This is a genomic window from Actinophytocola sediminis (genome assembly GCF_054779715.1).
In genome coordinates, this window is record NZ_BAAGXS010000074.1 from 173,436 (window position 1) to 191,972 (window position 18,537).

At 65.1% G+C, this 18,537-nt stretch carries 25 protein-coding genes; 13 read left to right on the forward strand and 12 right to left on the reverse strand.

All coding sequences use genetic code 11. The features are described from left to right. Positions 1-4: 4 nt before the first annotated feature. From ACYVIP_RS34565 to ACYVIP_RS34580, 4 genes are all read right to left on the reverse strand, one after another. The gene (locus ACYVIP_RS34565; RefSeq protein ID WP_460404111.1) at positions 5-853 is read right to left on the reverse strand and encodes a 5-formyltetrahydrofolate cyclo-ligase; all 849 of its coding nucleotides are present in this window, start codon (positions 851-853) and stop codon (positions 5-7) included. 53 nt (positions 854-906) lie between these two features. Beyond that, entirely contained in the window at positions 907-1,686 is a 780-nt protein-coding gene (locus ACYVIP_RS34570) for a DUF433 domain-containing protein (protein ID WP_460404113.1), read from the reverse strand. A gap of 385 nt (positions 1,687-2,071) precedes the next feature. Further along, positions 2,072-2,752: a 5-formyltetrahydrofolate cyclo-ligase gene (locus ACYVIP_RS34575; RefSeq protein ID WP_460404115.1), complete on the reverse strand. Its 681-nt coding sequence runs from the start codon at positions 2,750-2,752 to the stop codon at positions 2,072-2,074. A 6-nt stretch (positions 2,753-2,758) separates the two neighbouring features. After that, a complete protein-coding gene (locus tag ACYVIP_RS34580; protein ID WP_460404117.1) occupies positions 2,759-4,174 on the reverse strand; it encodes a helix-turn-helix domain-containing protein in 1,416 nt (471 codons plus the stop codon). A 221-nt stretch (positions 4,175-4,395) separates the two neighbouring features. Between ACYVIP_RS34580 and ACYVIP_RS34585 the strand changes: the two genes are divergently transcribed. The 4 genes from ACYVIP_RS34585 to ACYVIP_RS34600 all read left to right on the forward strand — a co-directional run bounded on the left by ACYVIP_RS34585 (position 4,396) and on the right by ACYVIP_RS34600 (position 5,916). Next, complete coding sequence (locus ACYVIP_RS34585; RefSeq protein WP_460404119.1) at positions 4,396-4,611, forward strand: hypothetical protein; 216 nt, start codon at positions 4,396-4,398, stop codon at positions 4,609-4,611. 83 nt (positions 4,612-4,694) lie between these two features. Further along, positions 4,695-5,234 carry a hypothetical protein gene (locus ACYVIP_RS34590; RefSeq protein WP_460404121.1) on the forward strand — a complete coding sequence of 180 codons (540 nt, stop codon included), beginning with the start codon at positions 4,695-4,697 and terminating at the stop codon, positions 5,232-5,234. Then, positions 5,231-5,491, forward strand: a complete 261-nt coding sequence (locus ACYVIP_RS34595; RefSeq protein ID WP_460404123.1) for a hypothetical protein — start codon at positions 5,231-5,233, stop codon at positions 5,489-5,491. Before ACYVIP_RS34590 ends, ACYVIP_RS34595 begins: the two co-directional genes overlap by 4 nt. Beyond that, positions 5,488-5,916, forward strand: coding sequence for a hypothetical protein (locus ACYVIP_RS34600; RefSeq protein WP_460404125.1), 429 nt, complete (start codon positions 5,488-5,490; stop codon positions 5,914-5,916). The genes ACYVIP_RS34595 and ACYVIP_RS34600 overlap by 4 nt, the downstream gene beginning before the upstream one ends. A 255-nt stretch (positions 5,917-6,171) precedes the next feature. Here ACYVIP_RS34600 and ACYVIP_RS34605 read toward each other — a convergent pair whose 3' ends face one another. The 5 genes from ACYVIP_RS34605 to ACYVIP_RS34625 all read right to left on the reverse strand — a co-directional run bounded on the left by ACYVIP_RS34605 (position 6,172) and on the right by ACYVIP_RS34625 (position 11,508). Beyond that, entirely contained in the window at positions 6,172-7,359 is a 1,188-nt protein-coding gene (locus ACYVIP_RS34605) for a YDG/SRA domain-containing protein (RefSeq protein WP_460404127.1), read from the reverse strand. A 41-nt stretch (positions 7,360-7,400) separates the two neighbouring features. Next, positions 7,401-8,267 carry a hypothetical protein gene (locus ACYVIP_RS34610; protein WP_460404129.1) on the reverse strand — a complete coding sequence of 289 codons (867 nt, stop codon included), beginning with the start codon at positions 8,265-8,267 and terminating at the stop codon, positions 7,401-7,403. Between the two features lie 538 nt (positions 8,268-8,805). Next, the gene (locus ACYVIP_RS34615) at positions 8,806-9,720 is read right to left on the reverse strand and encodes a hypothetical protein (RefSeq protein WP_460404131.1); all 915 of its coding nucleotides are present in this window, start codon (positions 9,718-9,720) and stop codon (positions 8,806-8,808) included. Positions 9,721-10,063: 343 nt separating this feature from the next. Continuing rightward, complete coding sequence (locus tag ACYVIP_RS34620; RefSeq protein WP_460404133.1) at positions 10,064-10,729, reverse strand: YdcF family protein; 666 nt, start codon at positions 10,727-10,729, stop codon at positions 10,064-10,066. Between the two features lie 14 nt (positions 10,730-10,743). Beyond that, the gene (locus ACYVIP_RS34625; RefSeq protein ID WP_460404135.1) at positions 10,744-11,508 is read right to left on the reverse strand and encodes a GntR family transcriptional regulator; all 765 of its coding nucleotides are present in this window, start codon (positions 11,506-11,508) and stop codon (positions 10,744-10,746) included. 143 nt (positions 11,509-11,651) lie between these two features. Between ACYVIP_RS34625 and ACYVIP_RS34630 the strand changes: the two genes are divergently transcribed. The 8 genes from ACYVIP_RS34630 (at position 11,652) to ACYVIP_RS34665 (ending at position 14,855) form a co-directional block, all read left to right on the forward strand. Then, a complete protein-coding gene (locus tag ACYVIP_RS34630) occupies positions 11,652-12,005 on the forward strand; it encodes a hypothetical protein (protein ID WP_460404137.1) in 354 nt (117 codons plus the stop codon). A 181-nt stretch (positions 12,006-12,186) separates the two neighbouring features. Then, positions 12,187-12,360 (forward strand): hypothetical protein, encoded by a 174-nt coding sequence (locus ACYVIP_RS34635; RefSeq protein ID WP_460404139.1) that lies wholly within the window; start codon positions 12,187-12,189, stop codon positions 12,358-12,360. Between the two features lie 35 nt (positions 12,361-12,395). Further along, positions 12,396-12,533: a hypothetical protein gene (locus ACYVIP_RS34640; protein WP_460404141.1), complete on the forward strand. Its 138-nt coding sequence runs from the start codon at positions 12,396-12,398 to the stop codon at positions 12,531-12,533. A gap of 3 nt (positions 12,534-12,536) precedes the next feature. Next, on the forward strand, positions 12,537-12,800 hold the full coding sequence (locus ACYVIP_RS34645) for a hypothetical protein (RefSeq protein ID WP_460404143.1): 264 nt from the start codon (positions 12,537-12,539) through the stop codon (positions 12,798-12,800). Next, on the forward strand, positions 12,800-12,997 hold the full coding sequence (locus tag ACYVIP_RS34650) for a hypothetical protein (protein WP_460404145.1): 198 nt from the start codon (positions 12,800-12,802) through the stop codon (positions 12,995-12,997). The genes ACYVIP_RS34645 and ACYVIP_RS34650 overlap by 1 nt, the downstream gene beginning before the upstream one ends. A 76-nt stretch (positions 12,998-13,073) precedes the next feature. Next, positions 13,074-14,423: an FtsK/SpoIIIE domain-containing protein gene (locus tag ACYVIP_RS34655; protein WP_460404147.1), complete on the forward strand. Its 1,350-nt coding sequence runs from the start codon at positions 13,074-13,076 to the stop codon at positions 14,421-14,423. Between the two features lies 1 nt (position 14,424). After that, positions 14,425-14,640 (forward strand): hypothetical protein, encoded by a 216-nt coding sequence (locus tag ACYVIP_RS34660; protein ID WP_460404149.1) that lies wholly within the window; start codon positions 14,425-14,427, stop codon positions 14,638-14,640. After that, positions 14,640-14,855 (forward strand): hypothetical protein, encoded by a 216-nt coding sequence (locus ACYVIP_RS34665; protein ID WP_460404151.1) that lies wholly within the window; start codon positions 14,640-14,642, stop codon positions 14,853-14,855. Before ACYVIP_RS34660 ends, ACYVIP_RS34665 begins: the two co-directional genes overlap by 1 nt. Positions 14,856-14,898: 43 nt before the next feature. On the opposite strand, the gene ACYVIP_RS34670 is transcribed toward ACYVIP_RS34665, so the two are convergent. The 3 genes from ACYVIP_RS34670 to ACYVIP_RS34680 all read right to left on the reverse strand — a co-directional run bounded on the left by ACYVIP_RS34670 (position 14,899) and on the right by ACYVIP_RS34680 (position 17,277). Then, positions 14,899-15,327 (reverse strand): helix-turn-helix transcriptional regulator, encoded by a 429-nt coding sequence (locus tag ACYVIP_RS34670; RefSeq protein WP_460404153.1) that lies wholly within the window; start codon positions 15,325-15,327, stop codon positions 14,899-14,901. Continuing rightward, positions 15,324-16,622 (reverse strand): replication initiator, encoded by a 1,299-nt coding sequence (locus ACYVIP_RS34675; RefSeq protein WP_460404155.1) that lies wholly within the window; start codon positions 16,620-16,622, stop codon positions 15,324-15,326. The genes ACYVIP_RS34670 and ACYVIP_RS34675 overlap by 4 nt, the downstream gene beginning before the upstream one ends. Positions 16,623-16,701: 79 nt before the next feature. Then, positions 16,702-17,277, reverse strand: a complete 576-nt coding sequence (locus tag ACYVIP_RS34680) for a DUF2637 domain-containing protein (RefSeq protein ID WP_460404170.1) — start codon at positions 17,275-17,277, stop codon at positions 16,702-16,704. Here ACYVIP_RS34680 and ACYVIP_RS34685 point away from each other — a divergent pair. After that, positions 17,253-18,431, forward strand: coding sequence for a tyrosine-type recombinase/integrase (locus ACYVIP_RS34685; protein WP_460404157.1), 1,179 nt, complete (start codon positions 17,253-17,255; stop codon positions 18,429-18,431). The genes ACYVIP_RS34680 and ACYVIP_RS34685 overlap by 25 nt on opposite strands. The last annotated feature ends 106 nt before the right edge of the window (positions 18,432-18,537 follow it).

Here is an 18,537-nt window from a genome sequence, read left to right on the forward strand (position 1 = left end):
GCAATCATTCGGTAACTACCGCAGATCGGCAAGTTCTCGTACTCGCTCCTCGAAGTCGACCACGAGTGGTGGGAACCGTGCGGTCGTAGTTTCGAGTGATCGTGAGAAATGCGAAACCTAGCGAGCCCAAGGGCGGCGTGCGGCGAGCACGGGTATTGCCGCGATCTGTTCCGGACTCAGGCGGTCCCAGATCAGGCTTGCGTCCGTGGCAGCGGATGATCTCGTCCGGAGTCACGATGACGTCCACTTGGAAGTCGTGCGCGGCCTCGGGCAGATCCTCGTCAAGCACTTGAAGCCCGTGGACCGTCGTCACGATCGTCGTCCCTGAGCCGATCAAGCCGGCTTCCTGGAGCAACGCAACCTCGATGTCCGAGTAGCCGGCTCCTTTGCCGAGCCGGGCACCGTGGCGGTCCACGGCGACGCTGCCGCAGACGATCAGGTCGACCGGGTCCATGTCCTCGACCCCAATCGGCTCGGACCGCTGTGGGTCGGCCGGATCGAACCGGCGGAACGGCAACGGCTCCGCAAGTTTCGGCACCGCCATATAGAGAAGCTTTCCCTGCCGAAGCGCCAACTCGCGCGCCGCCTTCTGCGCCGCGTCCGGCACTGCCTTGACCACCCGAGCGGCCCGCCATTCCGGCAGTTCCCCAAGCCGCTCCGCAGCCCGATCCGCACCGACAAAAGCGGGGATATGCCCATAAACGCCGGGCGGTGCCGCCCGCTCACGCTCCAACAACGACCACAAATGATCCCTGATGGTCTGCTTCGCCTGACCAACCATGGCGTTCCCGCAACTCGTCCGCAAGGTGCAACCCAGCAGCGCGGAGAAGATCAGGGACCTGCCGTCGGCCAAGGCTGCGGTCGAGGAACAGCTCGGGCAAGCCGTCGGGGTGCCCGATCGTCATGTCAGGCCGCGGACCGGGTCGCGATGCGGACCGCGTCTTCCAGGTGATCACGTGGGATGCCGTACTCGTCGGCTACCACGTCAAGAGCCTCACCAGCGCGGAACAACCCCAGTGCGTCCTCGAGCCGAGCACCGCCGCGGGCGAAGATCGGTTGGCCGAACCCGCGAGTGGGGTCGACCACGATCTCGGCCACCTCGTAGGCGGGGAGCCTGATCAGACGCACGTAGCCGTGGTCGTCGAACTCCAGACGCCGCAGGTAGGCGGCGACGACCTCGTTGAACACCCGCTGACCGTTGCGCACCACCACCAGATCGTGGGCAGCCTGAACCAGACCTGGGTCGTCGGTCGCTTCGGCATAGTCGAACAGAATCTCGGCGCCATCGGTGTACAGCCGTCGACTCGCCAACGCATGAGACAACCCGATCTGTGAGTCGAGTTGCTCCAGCGCCGGGCGAATGCGCTGCATCGGCACGCCGCTGCGACGAATCGCGGTCAACACCGCACCTTCAGCAAGACCGATGAACGGGATGATCGGCAGCCGCACAGTACGCCGAGGGAGCGTGGTCAGGATCGGCGCACCGACCACCTCGCGGCGCCCTGGCGGACGGTTCCGGTAGCCATGCGCCCACGAGTTCAACGAGCTCGTGGGCACATCCAGGTAACGGGCGGCCTCGGGCACCGTGTAAAGCGCCGTGGAGAACCGCTCAAGGACATCGGCGCGGTCATCGGCAACGCTCATGCAGATCACCCTTTCGGCCGCCACCATGGGCTCGCCCATCATCTCGGCTCAGCCACCGGGCACCGTCCATGACACGCCGCCACAGCCCGTCACCACCATTGACCACCCAGGGTGGCGTTGGCTTGGGGCATTCTGTGTGAACGTCGCGGCGATCAGCCAGATGATTCTGTGCCTGGGAAACGTTGGGGCCGATCTTGCGATCGGCCCCAACGCTCTGTCTCAACCAGACAGCGCGCCCGAAGGGATTCGAACCCCTAACCTTCTGATCCGCTGTCCACTCCTATCAATACCGGTCAGTGCTTGCTGATACTTGCCGTGAACTGCTCTTACAGGTGTACGTCTCTTGGCGTCAACACGCGACATCGGTGATCATCTTCCGTTGAAAACTGGCAATTAATCGGCAAAACTCAGCTCGGTGCGGTACCTGCTACGGCGTAGGGGGAGGTGATCGGCGTGCGGCGAGCACGGGTATCGCCGCGACCTGCTCCGGGCTGAGGCTGTCCCAGATCAGGCCGGCTGAGGACCTGCCTCCGTCACAACGAATGATCTCGTCCGGCGTCACGATGACGTCCACGCGGAAGTCGTGCGCGGCCTCGGGCAGGTCCTCGTCAAGCACCTGGAGCTGGTGGACCGTCGTCACGATCGTCGTTCCCGTGCTGATCAGGCCGGCTTCCTGGAGCAAGGCGACCTCAATGTCGGAGTAGCCGGCTCCTTTGCCAAGCCGGGCACCTCGACGGTCCACAGCGACGCTGCCGCAGATAATCAGGTCGACCGGCTCCATGTCCTCGACCGCGACCAGCTCAGACCGGCCCGGTTCGGCCGGATCGAACCGGCGGAACGGCAACGGCTCGGCCAGCTTCGGCACCGCCATGTAGAGGAGCCTGACCTGTGCGAGCGCCAGTTCGCGTGCCGGCTTCTGCGCGGTGTCCGGCACGGCCTTGATCACCCGCGCGGCGCGCCACTCGGGCAGTTCACCAAGCCGTTCCGCCGCCTGGTCCGCCCCGAAGAACGAGGGGATGTGTCCGTGAACACCGGGTGGTGCCGCGTGCTCCCGTTCCAGTAGTGACCACACGCGCTCCCGGACGGCCTGCTTCGCCTGGTTCGCCATGGCGGGCTAGGCCGGAACCATCATCGTCATCACTCGATCGTAGATGTCCTGCACGGCGGGTTCGTGCTTCCACGGCCGAAGCTCCCGGCAGGCGGAGAACATGACGTTGAGCGCGCCACCGCCCCAGTTCCGCTCGATGACGTCGGCGGCGTCGTGCAGGATCGCGGCCGCCTCCTCGGGCCGGCGTTGGCGGATGAGCGCGAGACCGAGGTTGCCGATCGTGATGGCCTGCGCCTTCGACTGGTCCCGCAGCTCGTTCACGGTGGCTTCGAGAATCGCCTCGGCTCGCGGTGCCTTGCCAAGGGACAGGTAGCACGAGCCGGCGAGACGTCCCGACTGCGTCGGGGAGTAGAGGTCGAACGCGGCGTCGGTGTCGTCGACCTGGTCGAGATGTGAGTCGGCCTCGGCCAGGGCGCGTTCGCATTCGGTCTGCTGGCCGAGCATGGCGTGGGCCTCGGCGGCGTGCAGGAGGCCGAGTCCGGTGAGCACCCGGCTCACGCCCGCGGTGGTGTCGGCCGTGCGCTGCGCCAGGGCGAGCCCGGTAGCCGGATCCTTCTCCCCGTAGAGAGCCACGTAGGTCTTCCGCAGGCTGGCCAGTCCTTCGGCCGCCCGATCACCGAGCTGATTCGCCGCCAGCTCTGCCTGATCGAGGTAGGCGGTTGCCGTCGTGTGATCCCGCCGTTGCGAGGCATCCCACACGAGCTGGCCCATGAGCGTCGCGGTCTCGGCCTCCGCCGCCAGGAGCGCACGCCGAATCCGGCCGTTGAAGACGTGGGTACGGAGAAACGCCACCTGGCCGAGACACTGCCCGGTCTCAGCCAACAATGAGGTCGCCGGGACCGTGGCGTACCTGCTGTCGAGCGCGTGCACCTGTTCCCGCAGGTGAGCAACCGCGACCAGGTCGACGCTACCGGGGTGGGCAAGGGCGAAGGCGAGCCGTTCGGGAACATCGGCACGTTGCCCGCTGCTCGCCGTCCGCCGCGTGCCCGGAAGGTCGAACCACAACAACGCGGACGGGATCCCCAGCACACGTGCCCAGTGAGCAAGGCTGTCGATGTTACGCACCGGTGCTCCGGTCTCGATCCGACTGACCTGCGCTTGAGTCAGCCCGAGCCACTGGCCGAGCAACGCCTGCGAGATGCCCCCAGATCCGAACACCGCCGCGTGATGCGGGTGCTTCCGGTAGGCGCGGGCGACCTGCCCGATGTGCTGCGCGGCGAAGGCGTCCCGCAACTGCGCCGTGTCCCAGACATCCACCGGAACCGACGGCGGCGCCAACAACCGATCACGATTCAGCCGATCGCACGGACCGCACTGGTCGCTCAGATTATCCGCCGCTAAACGCGCCCCGCAGCGGCAGTAGCGAGCTTGATGTTGTGGCTTCGTCAATTCGCCTGCGCCCCCGCGATGTCCGTCGGTCAACCCTAATATACCGGCGCGCAACCAGCACAGACACGAACCATACGTCTTATGTATACGACCGATGAGGATTCGGTCATGGTCATCCGCAGGTGTCGGGCGTTGAGTGATCACCAAGTTCTCCAGGACCAATTGTTTCCTGGGACACAACGTCACCCGAAAGACGGAACCCGATGCCGCACGTACCCCCACCGGACGACAACGCTCACCACGACGGTCGCCTGATGCATGACATCGCCGACCTGAACACCCGCCTCAGCCGCTATCTCCTGCGCCACGTCGATGCCGACACCGGTCTCACCCCGCCGATCCCGCCCGAGGACGAGTTCGCTTTGGCGGACCGTGTCACCGCCCTGGCCTGCGCCCTGCGCGCAAGAGCCGCCCGCTGCGCACAGGAGGCCGCCCCGCTTCGCCTGCTCACCCATGACACTGACCGCTGACCCCCGAGAGACAAGCCATGCCCCAGCCCGTTGTGCCCTACATCAGCTCATGGAGCACCGAAACACTCCTTCCGTGCAACGTCGTGGAAGTCCGTGGAATCGGCATCGCCTACACCGACGAAACCCTGATGGACCGGGATACCCGCGGTGTCCTCTGGTATCGCGCCCCGAACCGTCCCGGCCGCGGCCGCCCCCGCTTCGGCGTTGTGCACCCACTGCGCCAACGCCGCGCCATGCTCCGCCTGCTCTGCCAGGTCTGCGCCAGGCCCGCTGATCGCAACGAGGACGGCGTTCTGTGGTTGCTCAAGGACCACCGCACGGACTGGTCTGGCTGGCCCAACAACATGACCGTCACCGAACCCCCGGTCTGCGCCCCCTGCGTCGGAGTCGCCAGCAAACTCTGCCCCGCCCTACGCCGGGGCGCCGTCACCATCCGCGCCCGCACCTACCCCATACACGGCGTCAACGCCCAGCTCTACAAGACCAGCCCAACCGGCCCCGCCCACGCCAGACAGGACATCGTCGGCTACGACGACCCCACCATCCGCTGGGCACGCGCCACCGACCTCGTCCGCAGACTCGACGACTGCACCATCCTCGACCCCGACACCTTCACGAGATGACCATGCCCAAGATCAACGGCACCCTGCTCAAACACTGGCTCGCCACACACAACTGGTCGGTGAACCGCCTCGCCCGAGAATGCACCACCCTCGGCGAAGACACCGTCCCCGAAGGCACCCTCCGCAACGCCCTCGCCGGCCGCGACCCCATCCGCCCAGGCCGCATCCACCTCATCGCCACAGTCACCGCCAAATACGGCGACGGCCTCTCCTACGAAGCACTGACCACACTCGACCTTCAGCGGACCGCACCGTGATCGGCAACAGCCCCAAGACCTACGCCACAGAACTCGAAGGCTTCACCACGATGCTGGCCAACTACCCCATCCAAGCCAACATCGCCGCCCTCCAAATGACCATCAACACCCACGGCACCATCACCATCGACGTATGCCTGGAACCCGGACACCTCGCCCAAGGCGCCGCCGAACTCATCGAATGGCGCCGCACCCTCGCCAAACCCCAAGCCATGATCGAACGCTCACCCAACGGCCACACCGCCAACATCGCCATCCTCGGCCACAACCCCGAAAACGACACGCTCATCAACGTGTGGCTCTGCACCGTCCCCTACTCCCCACAGCTCCGCACCCTCCTCGCCGCAGAAGGCATCCACCCCAAACCAGACACCAGACAACTATTCAACACCGACCTACTGCAACTCTGGGCAATCGACATCTAACTCACTGCATTCGCCTCGCGAAGCGCAGCGCTCAGCATCGACTCTTGAACCTACGGTTTCATGATCGGGTGCGCTGGTCGGTTGCCGTTCGCTGTCGACCTAGCCCGCCACCTTGCTGTTCGCGGTAGGCGAATGGGTCACCGCGGATGGATGACGTTGGTTATCTGCGGTCGTTTCAGTGGGATAAACGTGTAAGTGGATCTTGCCCTAAGGCCCCTACGGACCGCACGCACAGAGGAACCTCCTGCCAACCCGTCAGCCACGGGCAGTCTGGGCACCGTAGTGCTCACGGTGGTACGCGAGGTACTCGTTTCCAACAGCATGGCGGTTGTTGATAGCTAGTGGACCACGGTGAATGCCGTTAACCCACACCTGCATGGCGTCATCGATGATCAGCGCTCCGCTGTCGAACAATACATGACAGTTAGGGCACAGGCACAATGTGTTGGCCGGTACATCTGGGCCGTTGTGCCCCAGACCGAGCGGGCGGATGTGCGCCCCTTCTGAGTAACCGCGGCCTGCGACTGAGAGCCGTGTTGTGCACGCTTGACATGTGTCGTCATGCAGCTGCTTCACGTGTCGCGACACCGCAGTCGAACGTACGATTCGCTGCACGGTTGAAGTCCGGCGTCCGGGTGCGACCGTGCCGGTTGGCGCTGCCTCGGCCCCAGGGCCGCCAGTATCTGGAACGTCCACCGCAGCGGCCTTGACCAGCCGGAAACGGCAGACTTGATGGCCGCTTCTACCAGCCTCCATCCAGGCATCGACTGCTCGGTAGAGCCCGTCGTAGCGATACCCGGATGCGGGCGCGTACGTCGACCCACTCTGCCGACCACGGACCACACGGATGGGCTCACCCGTCAGTGAGCTCGTCCGCAAGGCCGCATTGCCAGGGTCGTCGAACGTCTGATCTTCAACCTGCCGCCTTCGAGTGTCCTGCCCCCCATGGCCTGTGTAAATAATCAGGTCGCCTAGATCTTCGTCGTCCTCGTAACCACCGGAGATGACGATGGACTCAGCGCCGAACGCCTTGGTCCCGCAAATGCCAGCCTGACCAGGGCGATGTACGCCGGCACGTTGTACCTCGGCCCTGTCACGAAACGTAGATCCCTCGGGATAGCCAGTAACTTCACCGAAGATCGCACGCGAGTCTGGCTGGGGAAGTCCGGAAAGGTGCCGGGCGTCGAAGCCCAATTTCTGCAGCGTGCGAATTACGGATGCGACACCACCGGTGAAGTCGGCAGACCGCCAGAACGTGCCGGTGGCATACCCGTGAGCAACTCCAACAATGGCCTTGGCATCGTAGGCTCGCCCGTTCCGCATGAGGATGAGCCGCTGGGCTGGACCGAAGCCGTAGAAGGCTCTAAACCCCTCGGCACCCCTCCGGTCATAGTCCTCTACCGCCTTCAACACTGACTCCGACGTTACATCACTGAGACCCATGACGGATATCGTATCTAGAGACACTGACAGTTAGCCACTCTCTAGAGTTCCGCGAGTTCGACAAGGTTGGTATCAGTCAAGATCTGGTGCAACTCCTCCGCAGCTTCGAGCGCGCCTTGTAGGTCTTCCGTGGCAACGTATCGCGCATGAGCAATATTATTTCTCACCGAGCGAATCATATCGAGCTCGTCTGCGAAAAGACGAGAGAAGTTTCGTCGCGCTTTTCTAAGCAATTGCTCTACGCCGGATTCCGAACCAGGATCAGTCGGATATCGTGAGACTACGAATTGATCCAACCCTTCCCACTGCTCGATCAGCTGCAATGCGCGTTGTGCATCCTCGGGAGAATAGTCAGAGACGTGGTGCATACCTGGAATTCGAGGTGGATAGGGTCGCTCACGGACGCCTGGTGCCGCACGAGTGACGTCAGGTAGATCCCCAAATAGTCGCTCCTTTTTATCGAGCACGTCATCAGGCAGACGTGTCGCCGATCCCGCAGGTAGCGTGAAGAACTGTTGCGTAACTTGCTGACTTGCGGACACGTTCGCCAATTGCAAGATCTGCTGCTCGACTGATTCCTGCCTCTTGACAGTCCTGTCCAACTCGTCTTCCTGGACTTCAACGCGACGCTTTAGTGAGACGATGCTTCCAATTGTTACCTCACTTAGATCGGGCAGAATGGCCAGAATTGCAATCACCAGAAATGGAATTAGTTCAACAATCCCCCAAGGGTTACATTCCGATTCGCGACATATCCTTACAGGGTCTACCCAGTAGCTGGCGATAGCTAAGACGGCGCCAACAACTGTGGAACCGCCACCGACCATCCAACGAATTGGAAGCGTTTTCTTGGCGCCAACACGGCTCGTTGTGCTAACTGTTTCGTCGACAATGTCCAGTGTGGGCATGTATCAAGTATCGCCGCACCATCAACGGAGGTTACAGGTAGCACGAAAACCATTCGAAGTGTCGCCGTCCAGGGCGCAGCCTCCAAAGGAGGGGCTTCCTGCCATCCCGTCGACCTGGCGCAGCCCCGATCGTGCCGCGTCAAGGGGGCGCTGACCTCGGGATCGGCACTATGGCTGGGGTCTGCCCCCTTGACGCGGTGCGATAGCCCTCGTGGAGGTCGATGGGATGGCAGGTTGTCCCCCGACGAACCGCAGCAGACCCACGGTCCCCGCCATCCTGTTGGCCTGCCCGTCCGGCGAGGACATCCTCTTCTCGGTTCGGCGTGGGTCTACAGCTCCTGGCCCCGCATCCGGCCGACCGGCGCGCGCTGGGACCGGCGCCAGCCGCACGCCCAGCGCGCAGTGCCGGTTCGGCCATGGGCACAGCGGGCCAGCGGGCGCCGGCAGGCGCCCGCCTTGAACAAGTAGAGAAAGTCTGAACACGTGTGCTCCGCACCTGCATACGGAGGCTTAACTGCATTCGGGGTGGCACAGGGACTCAGTCAGCGTGCCCTGGCGGTGCCACCTTCGAGCGCATACGCCAACCCATGACATCCCTCGCGATGTCCTCGAACAGGTCTTGCTGACCTGCTGACACTTGGTGATCGACCACTACCATGGCGGCCTGGAAACCGAACTTCTCGGCCGCACGGCGGTCAACATCTCGAACGGTCTCCAGAATAGCTGGAACCAACTCCACCCAAACCCTGTGCGCCACCTTGACCCGCTCATCCCGTTTCCCCGCGCCGGTGCCCGCCATCTTAATGAATCGATCGTCAATGATTCCACGCCTGTGAACAAGGAGATTGCGCGCAGCAACAGCCAGTGAGACATCGCTGCGGACGGACGGCTGAGTGAAGAGTGTCAGTCCAAAAGACTTCTGATAGTACTTTTCTATCGATTCAAGCCCCTGGAATGACAGGCTGTTAATCTTCTTCTCGATCAGCCACCTCTGAAAATCTTCAAGAGTTTGATGATTGAATACATCCTGAACTGATATTTGTGCTTCTGTGAGTAATACATCTGGCACTTGAACGAGAATTTGGCCAAGTAGATCTGAGAGGTAGCATAGGAAGTTGTCGACGTACCTGCACAGGCCTGCTTCAGCTACAGTTGGTGCATTAATGTCGACGACCTGCCGAGCGAACTTCGCCTCATGCCCAATGGATTTCGTCATCACTGCTAGCACCTGTTGCCAGCTTTGCGTATCAGTACCAGCGGGCGGTTCCGCCCTCTTCAGTGCATCAATGATGAACTGTGTGAACGACTCCACATTTCGCGTAACTATCTCTTGGCCTATAGCCCAAATCAAGTCTCGATGATATTGCTCGAAGAAGGTTGCACCTGCCGGAGAATCGGCAGATTGCGGGATTTCATAGCTACGCAGATTCTGATTACCTGAATAGGCATTCATTAGACCATGATTTCTGAGATCAGACGAAGAGCGCGCCGGTGGTATTTCACAGATTCTCTGCGTGGCCGCGGATGGGTTGGGAGTTGCACCAAACGTGGGTTCCTCTCGGGATGCTTCACGAATCTCAGGGCTCCTACCAAGTTGGATAGCCGCGTCTCACTGAAAGCATGCACCAGAACTAGAAGAGTCTGGAACCGCTCGATAAGGTGGCACCTCTGGTCTCCCCACTCATTTCTCGCGAGAATCGTCGAGTCCTTCGGTCGAGAGCGAAAGTCAATTGATTTCTGGACATATAACCAATTCCTGGCTCTGGGAGGCCCGTATTCTCCTAATTCTTCCTAAGCTATACGTTCTTTGAGATTAGATGGTGCGTGTAACCGACCGCTACCAGGTGTTCGTAGGCGGCGTGGACTTCGGTGGGGATGTGTTGGGGGATGGCGTGGCCGGCTTGGGCGTGGAGGCGGATTCGTTGGGTGTCGCCGACCATGACGTTGATCATGCGGGGGATGTCGCCGATGGTGGCGGCGTAGGTGTCGAGTTCGACTTGTTGGGAGGTGCAGGTGACGTCGACTTCGGGCCAGAGTTTGCGGGTGGTGGCGTAGGCGCGGCGTTCTTGGTAGGGGCGGGAGACGATCAGGATCGACTTGGGGTGGAGGTTTTCGGCGGCTAGTAGGTCGCGGGTGAGGGTGATGTTGTCGCCGGTGTTGCGGGCGTGGGGTTCGACGCGGATCGCTTCGTCGGGGACGTTGAGGGTTATGGCGCGTTCGCGGTAGTGGATGGCTTCGCCTCGGGGGAAGCGGTCGATGGTGGTGGGGGCGTTGGCGCCGGTGAAGACGATGAGGGGGAACAGGCCCTGGTGGTAGAGGGTGGCGGTGGTGTCGGCTACGCCGATGTCGTGGCTGCCGAGGCCGATGCCGACGTCGGTGGGTTTGAGGGTGTGGCCCAGGCGGTGGTAGTTCCAGAGGGTTTCCACGTCGTTGCGGACTTCGGCGGGGATGGTGTTGGGCACTCGCTTGGGTCCTTTCAGTCGGGGAGGGTGAAGTCGTAGGTCCAGGAGAAGCGGCTGGCGGCGTGGGTGCCTCGGGCGAACTCGATGGGGATGTCGGTGGCGGTGTAGGTGGTGCGGTTGAGGATCATGACCGGTTCGCCGGCGGGCAACTCCAGCTCGGCTAGTTCGTCGGGGGTGGGCATGCGGGCGTGGATGGTCTCGGTCATGTGGTCGGGTTCGTAGCCCTGCATGGTGAGGACGGCGAAGCCTCCGCCGGGGGTTGCTGGGCCTGGCTGGGGGTTCACCAGCGGGGTGCCTTCGACGTGTTCGGGGCGGTAGTAGCTGGTGAGGGTGTGCGTGGGCTGGCCGGCATCCTTGACCAGGCGGGACCGCTCGTAGACCGGGGAGCCGGCCTCGATGCCCAGGGCTTCGGCTACCTGGGGGTCGGCTTCGGTGAGTCGCACGGCGTTGGTCTGGTCGGTGGGCTTCCAGGCGCGGCCGGCGTGTTCGCGGTCGGCGGCGAAGGCGACCAGGCCGAACTTCCACTTGCTCTTGGCGTACCGCTGGACACCCAGGCGACGCATCGGCGGACTGTCGCGAACGACCGTGCCCTTCCGGCGGACCGGGGTGACCAGGCCCTCGGCTTCCAGGACGCCTACCGCCTTGCGGACGGTGTTGACGTTGACGCCGTGTTCCTCGGCGATCTCGTCCTGTTTGGGCAGGGTGCTGCCTGCTGGGTACGTCCCGGCCTGGATGGCGTCACGCAGCACTGAGGCCAGCTCGCGGTAGCCGATGCCCATGGGTCCTCCTCTGCTCACCGATAACTCTATCTCTACTGGCCCCAGCGGCACCATGAGACAGATAGAGATAGTTCTATTGACACCTCTCGTCCGACGTGGTTCTATAGGGATAGTTCTAATCTACCTGCTTGGAGGTGATGTCGATGCTGCGGAACATCCCGGTGGAGCTGTCCGGCCACAAGGTGCTGGTCACCGAGGCGCCGACCGTGAAGATGCGGGACGGACGCAACGGTGAGCCCGAGGTGGTCACCGACTACAGCGGCGCGACCCAGTACGTGGTCGTGCTGTTCGTCAAGCCGCGTCCCAACGACCAGGGGCGTGCCGGCAAGGGCGCGGAGATCAAGTGCACCTTGGAGACCGACCCCGGCGACGAGGTGGCCGAGGGTGACCTCGTCGAGCTGATCAACCCGCGCGTGTCGCACTGGGAGAACGAGATCGACGGCCGGCAGATGTCGGGCCTTGCATGGCGTGCGACGGGTGTCAAGCCGGTCGCCTGAGCGTTGACTTTCCGAGTCGGGATTCTCGGCTTTCTGTTCCTTGACAATTCCACAGTGGGCCGATCTATGCCTTCTTTCGGTGCTTGATCATGCGCCGAAAGAGGACGGGTTTCGTTTGTTCCCGCGTGTAGCGACGCGGGGGCATTCGTGGCTTTTCCTCGACGTAAGGGAGGTGTCGGACGTGTCGAGGCGGGTGCGGCCGGCGGTGCTGCGACAGCGGATCGTGGCACGGCTGGATCGTGAGTATGCGCAGGTGGACGGCCAAGTTGAGTCGTTGGCGGTGCCGACGTGGTGGCGCGGCTACCTCGCGGGACTACGGGCGGCGCGAGCGATCGTGCGGGAGGGCGGTAGGTGATGCGAGAGATTCAGCGAATCGCCGAGGTGGCGAACGTGGCTTACCAGGAATTCATGGCGACGAATCCGGATCGGGAAGTGCGGGATCTGGTGAGCAACGCGGTCAAGTTCCTGACGGTCGACCTGTCGACCGCTGGGGAGTTCGCCGCGACGCGTCCACGGAAGGTGGCGTAGCCGGTGCAGGTCGACGTACTGAACCGCCGGGCTCGGGAGCGGTACGGGGCGTTCGTGACCGCGATGGACGCCGTGTTGCACGCGTTGGACGAGACCAACGTGTTGATCAGCCGGGTTCAGCGCAAGCCCACCGGGCCGGGCTGGACGGTCGCGACGCGGGAGGAACTGCGCGGGCTGCGGCGGGCGGCGCTCGAAGAGCTGGAGCGGCTGCGGCGCAAGACCAAGAGGTACGAGGCGGAGTTGATCTCCCGGGACTGGAGGCTCTGATGGCGCATCAAGTGGACCGGGCGCTGGAAGACCTGGACAAGGCCATGGCGCAGCTCAGGCAGGCCATCAAGGGCGTTCCTGCACGTCGGCGGGCGTTCAAGGCCAACCACGACCGGATGGCGCGACGGGTCGCCGAACTGGCGGTCGCCCTGTCGGACTCGCGTTCGGTGATCGCGGGACCCAAGAAACGGCGCTGACAACCGCAGCGATCGGCCCCGACCACCCACGTGGAGGTCGGGGCCGATCGCTGCCTGGACGACATGAGGTGAAGCGATGGGCAACGGTCAGTCCCGGCGACGGCCGGGGAAGGAATGGCGCGTCCTGGTCTGGCTGGCCCGGCACCCGACGTGGCCGGCGGTACCGGGTGCGATCGGGCTCGGCTGTGCCGAACTCGGGCCGACGGCGGTCGGTGCGGGTGCTGGAGGCGCTGCCGTCGCGCTGGGTGCCTGGTACCGAGCGCACCCGAACACGTTCGACCGGTGGGTCACCCCGCGTCTGCGGTCGTGGCGGCGGCGCTGGTGGACCTACGTCGGTCTGCGGTGGCGGCGGGTGATGGAGGACTGCGAGCTGTTCACCACCCACCGCCGGACCGGCGCCGACCAGTTCCCGCGTGTGGTGAAGGTGCGGGCGCACTCGCCGACCGTGGACACGGTGTGGGTCGAGCTGGCGCGTGGCCAGTCAATGCGGACCTTCACCGACCGGGTGGAGACGTTGTGCGCGGCGCTCAAGGTCGAGCGGATCGGCGTCGAGAAGGTCAAGCCGCGGGTGGTCGGGCTGATCGTGCAGCACCGCGAGCCGTTCACCGAGGTCATCGACGCGCCCGAGATGCCGGCCGACTCCGACGCGGTCGACCTGGGCTCGATCTTCCTCGGCGACGACGAGTTCGGTGGGGAGTGGCGCGAGTCGCTGACCGGCAACCACTGGTTCGTGGCCGGCGCGACCGGAGCCGGGAAGAACTCCATCGGCTGGTCGCTGCTGCGCACGCTCGCGCCGATGCTGCGGGACGGCCTGGTGCGGCTGTGGGTGTGCGACCCGAAGCAGATGGAGTTCGCCAAGCTCGCGCCGATCGCTCACCGGTATGCGGCGGCGGGTGATGACTGCGCCGACCTGATCGCCGACTACGTGGCCGACCTGGACGCCGGTCAGCGCCGGCTCGCCGGGCGGGGCAAGCGGCAGCTCGCGGTGTCGGTCGAGAACCCGGTCAACCTGCTGATCGCCGACGAGTTGGGTGCGCTGCTCGCGTACGGCGACCACGCGCGGGAGAACCGGCGCAACCTCGCCCTCGTCGGGTCGCAGGGGCGGTCGTCCGGGCATCACCTGGTCGGGTTCGTGCAGGAGCCGACGAAGGACACGGTCCCGGTGCGCGACCTGTTCACCGTGCGCGTGTGCCTGCGGCTGACGGCGGCCGGGCAGGTCGACGGGGTGCTCGGTGAGGACGCCCGGCTGCGCGGTGCGCTCGCCGACGAGATCCCCAACGTTCCCGACACCGCCGGCATCGGCTACGTCGTCCGGCCCCGGACTCGCACGCCGGTCCGGGTGCGCGCCGCGTACGTCGACGACCGCGAGATCGACCAGCTCGTCACCGTCGTTCGTGGGCGGACCAACCTGGAAGTGGTGGCCTGACATGTACACCGAAAATGCCCTCGTAATCCCTGTCCTGTTCGTCCTCTGCGTGCTCGGCGCGGTGAGCGCGGTGGTTCCCGTCGTGGGCCTGGCGCTGCTCGTGCTGCTCGGCCTTGTGCTGCTCGGCGGGCTCGTGGCGCTGGCCCTGGCCTGGTACGCCACCCGGTTCGAGGCACCCGAACCCGCTCGGCCGGCACCGGTCCGGGAGGTGACGTGATGTGGACGACGACCGCGTGGGTCTTCCGGACCTGGCTCAAGGTGACCGTCGCCCTGGCCGTGCTCGTCGGTGTCGTGGCGCTGGTCTGGGGCGTCGGCTCGCGGCCGTTCGACATCGCCCTGGTCGCGGCCGTGGTGCTGGACCTGCTCACCGTGCGGGGTCTGCTGCGGGAATGGACGTTCGACGCGCGCGGCCACTGGTGGTGGTTCTGGTGAAGATCACCGGGGACGAGACCAGCATGACCAGCACGGCCGGGCATCACGCGCGCGCGGTGGAGGAACGTACGCCGTACGGGCCCTGGCGGGTGTCCTGGCTGCCCCACCGGACCGTCACGTACAACCAGGCCACGACCGCGCTCGTGCTGGCCGGGCACGTCGCGGCCGGCGTCACCGGCCCGTCGCACCGGCACTGGACGCACGTCATGGGGTGGGCCGCTGAGCTGGGCATGAGCGCCCCGGACGTGGTCGACGCCGTGCGGAGGGAGGGATCGTGCGCGCACGACTCGCCGACGTGATCCGGATCGGGGTGGCGGTAGTGCTCGACGTCGGCGGGGCGGTACTTGACGTACTTGCCGACTCGGCGGCCGGGTGGGCCGTAGTTGCGGGTACGCCACTGGTAGAGGGTTTGTTCGGGGACACCGAGGTACTCGGCGACGTCCTTGACTCCCCACAGTCTGGTTGTGGTCATCGCTGCTCCTGTCGGCGTCGGCGGGTGCGGTCGGCGATGGCGGCGGCGAGTTCGCGTTCGGCGTCGTCGCGGTAGCCGGTGCCGGTGAACTCCCAGTCGTTGATGACGGTGATGTCGGTGTGGTCCTCGGGTGGGATGCCGAGCGCGGTCAACCGCTCGGTGAGGCGGTGGGCCTGCCGGTCGGTGCGGAGGGTCTTGAAGGTGGTGGAGTAGGCGCGGGACTTGGTGAGGAAGTGGCCACGGAAGCCGAGCATGTGCGCCCAGCGCCTCAGGTTGAGGTCGGCGTAGCGGTCGTGGTCACCGAGGTCCCAGGCGGTTTGGATCATGCGTCGGTGGTGGTCGGAGATCCGGAGGTGGTCGATGTCGAGTTGGGAGCGGATGGGGCGGTCGGCGGCTTCGGTCTTTCCGGTGCCCTTGGTGGCGTACTTGGCGATGTAGCCGGCCAGGGCGCGTTCGCTGATCTCGCCGTCCGCGTCTTCCACGTCGCTGCCGATGGGGCGGATGTCGGTTTGGGTGCCCCAGGCGAACTGGAGTTGGCCCCCCTCGGGACGGACGGTCTTGACCACGACCGTTGAGGCGGCGGCCTGGACCGAGGCGTTCAGCAGGCCGGCGGTGGCCCAGGCCGGGGGTGGGTCGGCGGCGCCGTCGGGGCCGTCGAGGCGGATCACGGCGTGGAAGTGGACGAGGCCGCGTCGCTGGTACTCGGCGACCTTGCCGTAGGAGAGGCGGGCGACCTGTCCGAAGTTGCGGACGCGGATGCCGGCGCGTTTGGCGATCTCGCGGCGGAGGCGGGTGACGAACCGGTGCCACAGGACGCCGGTGTGTGCCTGCCACAGGACAGCGCTGGTGTAGTCGTAGGTGTCGGGGTCGAGCGGGGTGCCGATGCGCGGGTTGTGTTCGTGGTGGCGTTGGCCGCAGGGGCAGCGACGGGTGCCGTTGTGGACCCGGCCGAACGAGGGCGGGGTCAGGGTGACGAACGCGCGGGGGCGGTCGGTGACGGATTCGGGGACGCCTTTGGAGCCGCCAGAGAGGCCGGCCCGGATGAGGTGGAAGGCGTCGGCGGCGTACCGGTCGGAGCAGGTCGGGCAGACCGCGCTCCGGCGGTTGCCGCACGGGACCCACGCGGTGCCGGCGTGTTCGTCGACCAGGGCGCCGGTGGGAGTGTGCAGGAGGCGGGAGGCGCCGACGAGCCGGATTGGTTTGGCGCAGCCGCCGATCGCTTCCACGCGAGCGCGCCAGTCCTGGTAGTCGGCGGCGCGGAGCCGGGCGGCTATCCGATCGTCCACTGTGAACAAGGGCATCACCTCGATGTGTTGTGCGGGCACAGAAAAGGCGGACACGGTCGCTGTGCCGTGCCCGCCTTGCGGGGTCGGGTCAGGTGTTGAGGACGCGCCGGGCGAGGTCGGCGGGAACGCGCGCGACCCGTTGGATGTCCTCCACAGACGGTTCGCGCCCCTCCCGACGGACCGCAGTGATGGCGTCGTCGATCCGAGCGGCGATGTCGGCGGGGAGCCTTACCCGGACGGGCTCGACGGCCGGGGCGGGAACAGGTTTGGCCGGGGTGGGGGGTTCGGGCATCCGTCGCATAAGGAGCTTGACGACGGCGAGGAAGCCGAGCGCGGGCATCGCGGCGACCAGCCAGCCGGCAGGTGACGGTTCCGCCTCAGCGACCTGGGCGGTCATCTGGACCAGGACGCCGAATACCAGCACGATCATCGGGAACGTGAACGGTCGCCCGGCGGCACGGTCGTGGTGGATCTCGATGCCGGCGACGATCGCGATGCCTTCGATGACCACGGCGGTCGCCCAGGCGAGCCAGCCTTCCTGGCCGTGGTTCGCGGCCCAGTCGTGGGTGTGGGTGAAGCCGGCCGCCGCGCCGATGCCGCCGAGCAGTGGTTCGACAGCCTTCCCGCCGAGGTCGCCTGATGGGTCGGCTACCGCTGTCGCCAGGGACGGCCGGCGAAATCCAGGTCAAGAAGATGGGCCGATCCTGGGCGGCCCGGTGTCGCTACCGACACGAAGACGGCACCTATTCCGACGTGCGACGTCGAGGGTCGACGAAGGACAAGGCACGGAAGGCGGTCCGGGACGCGATCGCCGACATCGTCGCTCACGCGCCCGGTGCGAAGCTGGTGCCCACCTCGTTCTTCGAGGTAGCCGCACAGCTCTGGCTGACCGAGTACCGAACCGACGCCGAGAACGGCATCTACTCGCTGTCCTCGGTGGACACCTACAGCGATCACCTCAGGAACCACGTGCTGCCCAGGCTCGGGAATCTGCGGTTGGCCGAGGTCAAGACTCCGGTCGTGAACAGCCTGTGCCAAGCCAAGCTCAAGAACCACAGCCTGAGCCTCGCCAAGCACACCAAGGCCGTGATCAGCAACGTTATGACCTACGCCGTGCAGGCCGGCGCCATCAAGGCGAACCCGGCCAAGGAGATCGCACCGTTGACCGAGCGGCGCGCGAAGAACAAGCGCAGGAAAGCCCGTTCCCTCAGCGCTGAGGAGGTCACCGACTTCCTGGCCAAGCTCGACACCGACGAGGACGCCCTCCGCAGTGACCTTCCCGACCTCGTCCGGTTCTTCGTCGCCACCGGAGAGCGGCGAGGTGAGGCGCTGGGGGCGCACTGGTCTGATTTCGATCCCGTCGCGAAGTCGCTGACGATGAGCGGCAACATCATCCAGGCGCGAGGCAAAGGCACCGTGCGGAACGCGGGCAAATCGGAGACTGCGAACCGCTCGATCCCCCTGCCGGACTGGTGTGTGCGGATGCTGGAAGACCGGAGGGCGGCCATCGGTGACATCGACCATGACCAACCGATCTTCCCCAACAGCCGTGGCGGCTACCAGAACGCCTCGAATCTGACCAACCGGCATTGGGTGCCGTTCCGCGAACGGGCCGGGTACGGGTGGGTCACGTTCCACACGTTCCGCAAGACCGTGGGCACGCTGCTCGACGAGGCGGGCCTTTCTGCTCGGCAGATCGCCGACGTGCTTGGGCACTCGCACCCGTCCATGACACTGAACAACTACATGGGACGCGGGCAGGCGTCGCGGGCCAGCGCTGAGGCGCTCGATTCCGTGATCTGGAGCAAGAAGGGATAGTTGGCAATTGTTTGGCAACGAGGGTCCGACAATGCAGGAAGGGCCTCGTCCCGGAGTAACCGGAATGAGGCCCTGACCTGGTCTTACTGTCTCAACCAGACAGCGC

What these genes read in the sequence shown, in the direction of transcription:
- ACYVIP_RS34570 (WP_460404113.1), bottom strand. Translation starts at nt 1,686, where the DNA reads ATGATGGGCGAGCCCATGGTGGCGGCCGAAAGGGTGATCTGCATGAGC.
- ACYVIP_RS34575 (WP_460404115.1), bottom strand. Translation starts at nt 2,752, where the DNA reads ATGGCGAACCAGGCGAAGCAGGCCGTCCGGGAGCGCGTGTGGTCACTA.
- ACYVIP_RS34585 (WP_460404119.1), top strand. Translation starts at nt 4,396, where the DNA reads ATGCATGACATCGCCGACCTGAACACCCGCCTCAGCCGCTATCTCCTG.
- ACYVIP_RS34595 (WP_460404123.1), top strand. Translation starts at nt 5,231, where the DNA reads ATGACCATGCCCAAGATCAACGGCACCCTGCTCAAACACTGGCTCGCC.
- ACYVIP_RS34605 (WP_460404127.1), bottom strand. Translation starts at nt 7,359, where the DNA reads ATGGGTCTCAGTGATGTAACGTCGGAGTCAGTGTTGAAGGCGGTAGAG.
- ACYVIP_RS34610 (WP_460404129.1), bottom strand. Translation starts at nt 8,267, where the DNA reads ATGCCCACACTGGACATTGTCGACGAAACAGTTAGCACAACGAGCCGT.
- ACYVIP_RS34615 (WP_460404131.1), bottom strand. Translation starts at nt 9,720, where the DNA reads ATGAATGCCTATTCAGGTAATCAGAATCTGCGTAGCTATGAAATCCCG.
- ACYVIP_RS34625 (WP_460404135.1), bottom strand. Translation starts at nt 11,508, where the DNA reads ATGGGCATCGGCTACCGCGAGCTGGCCTCAGTGCTGCGTGACGCCATC.
- ACYVIP_RS34630 (WP_460404137.1), top strand. Translation starts at nt 11,652, where the DNA reads ATGCTGCGGAACATCCCGGTGGAGCTGTCCGGCCACAAGGTGCTGGTC.
- ACYVIP_RS34650 (WP_460404145.1), top strand. Translation starts at nt 12,800, where the DNA reads ATGGCGCATCAAGTGGACCGGGCGCTGGAAGACCTGGACAAGGCCATG.
- ACYVIP_RS34655 (WP_460404147.1), top strand. Translation starts at nt 13,074, where the DNA reads ATGGGCAACGGTCAGTCCCGGCGACGGCCGGGGAAGGAATGGCGCGTC.
- ACYVIP_RS34660 (WP_460404149.1), top strand. Translation starts at nt 14,425, where the DNA reads ATGTACACCGAAAATGCCCTCGTAATCCCTGTCCTGTTCGTCCTCTGC.
- ACYVIP_RS34665 (WP_460404151.1), top strand. Translation starts at nt 14,640, where the DNA reads ATGTGGACGACGACCGCGTGGGTCTTCCGGACCTGGCTCAAGGTGACC.
- ACYVIP_RS34670 (WP_460404153.1), bottom strand. Translation starts at nt 15,327, where the DNA reads ATGACCACAACCAGACTGTGGGGAGTCAAGGACGTCGCCGAGTACCTC.
- ACYVIP_RS34685 (WP_460404157.1), top strand. Translation starts at nt 17,253, where the DNA reads ATGGGTCGGCTACCGCTGTCGCCAGGGACGGCCGGCGAAATCCAGGTC.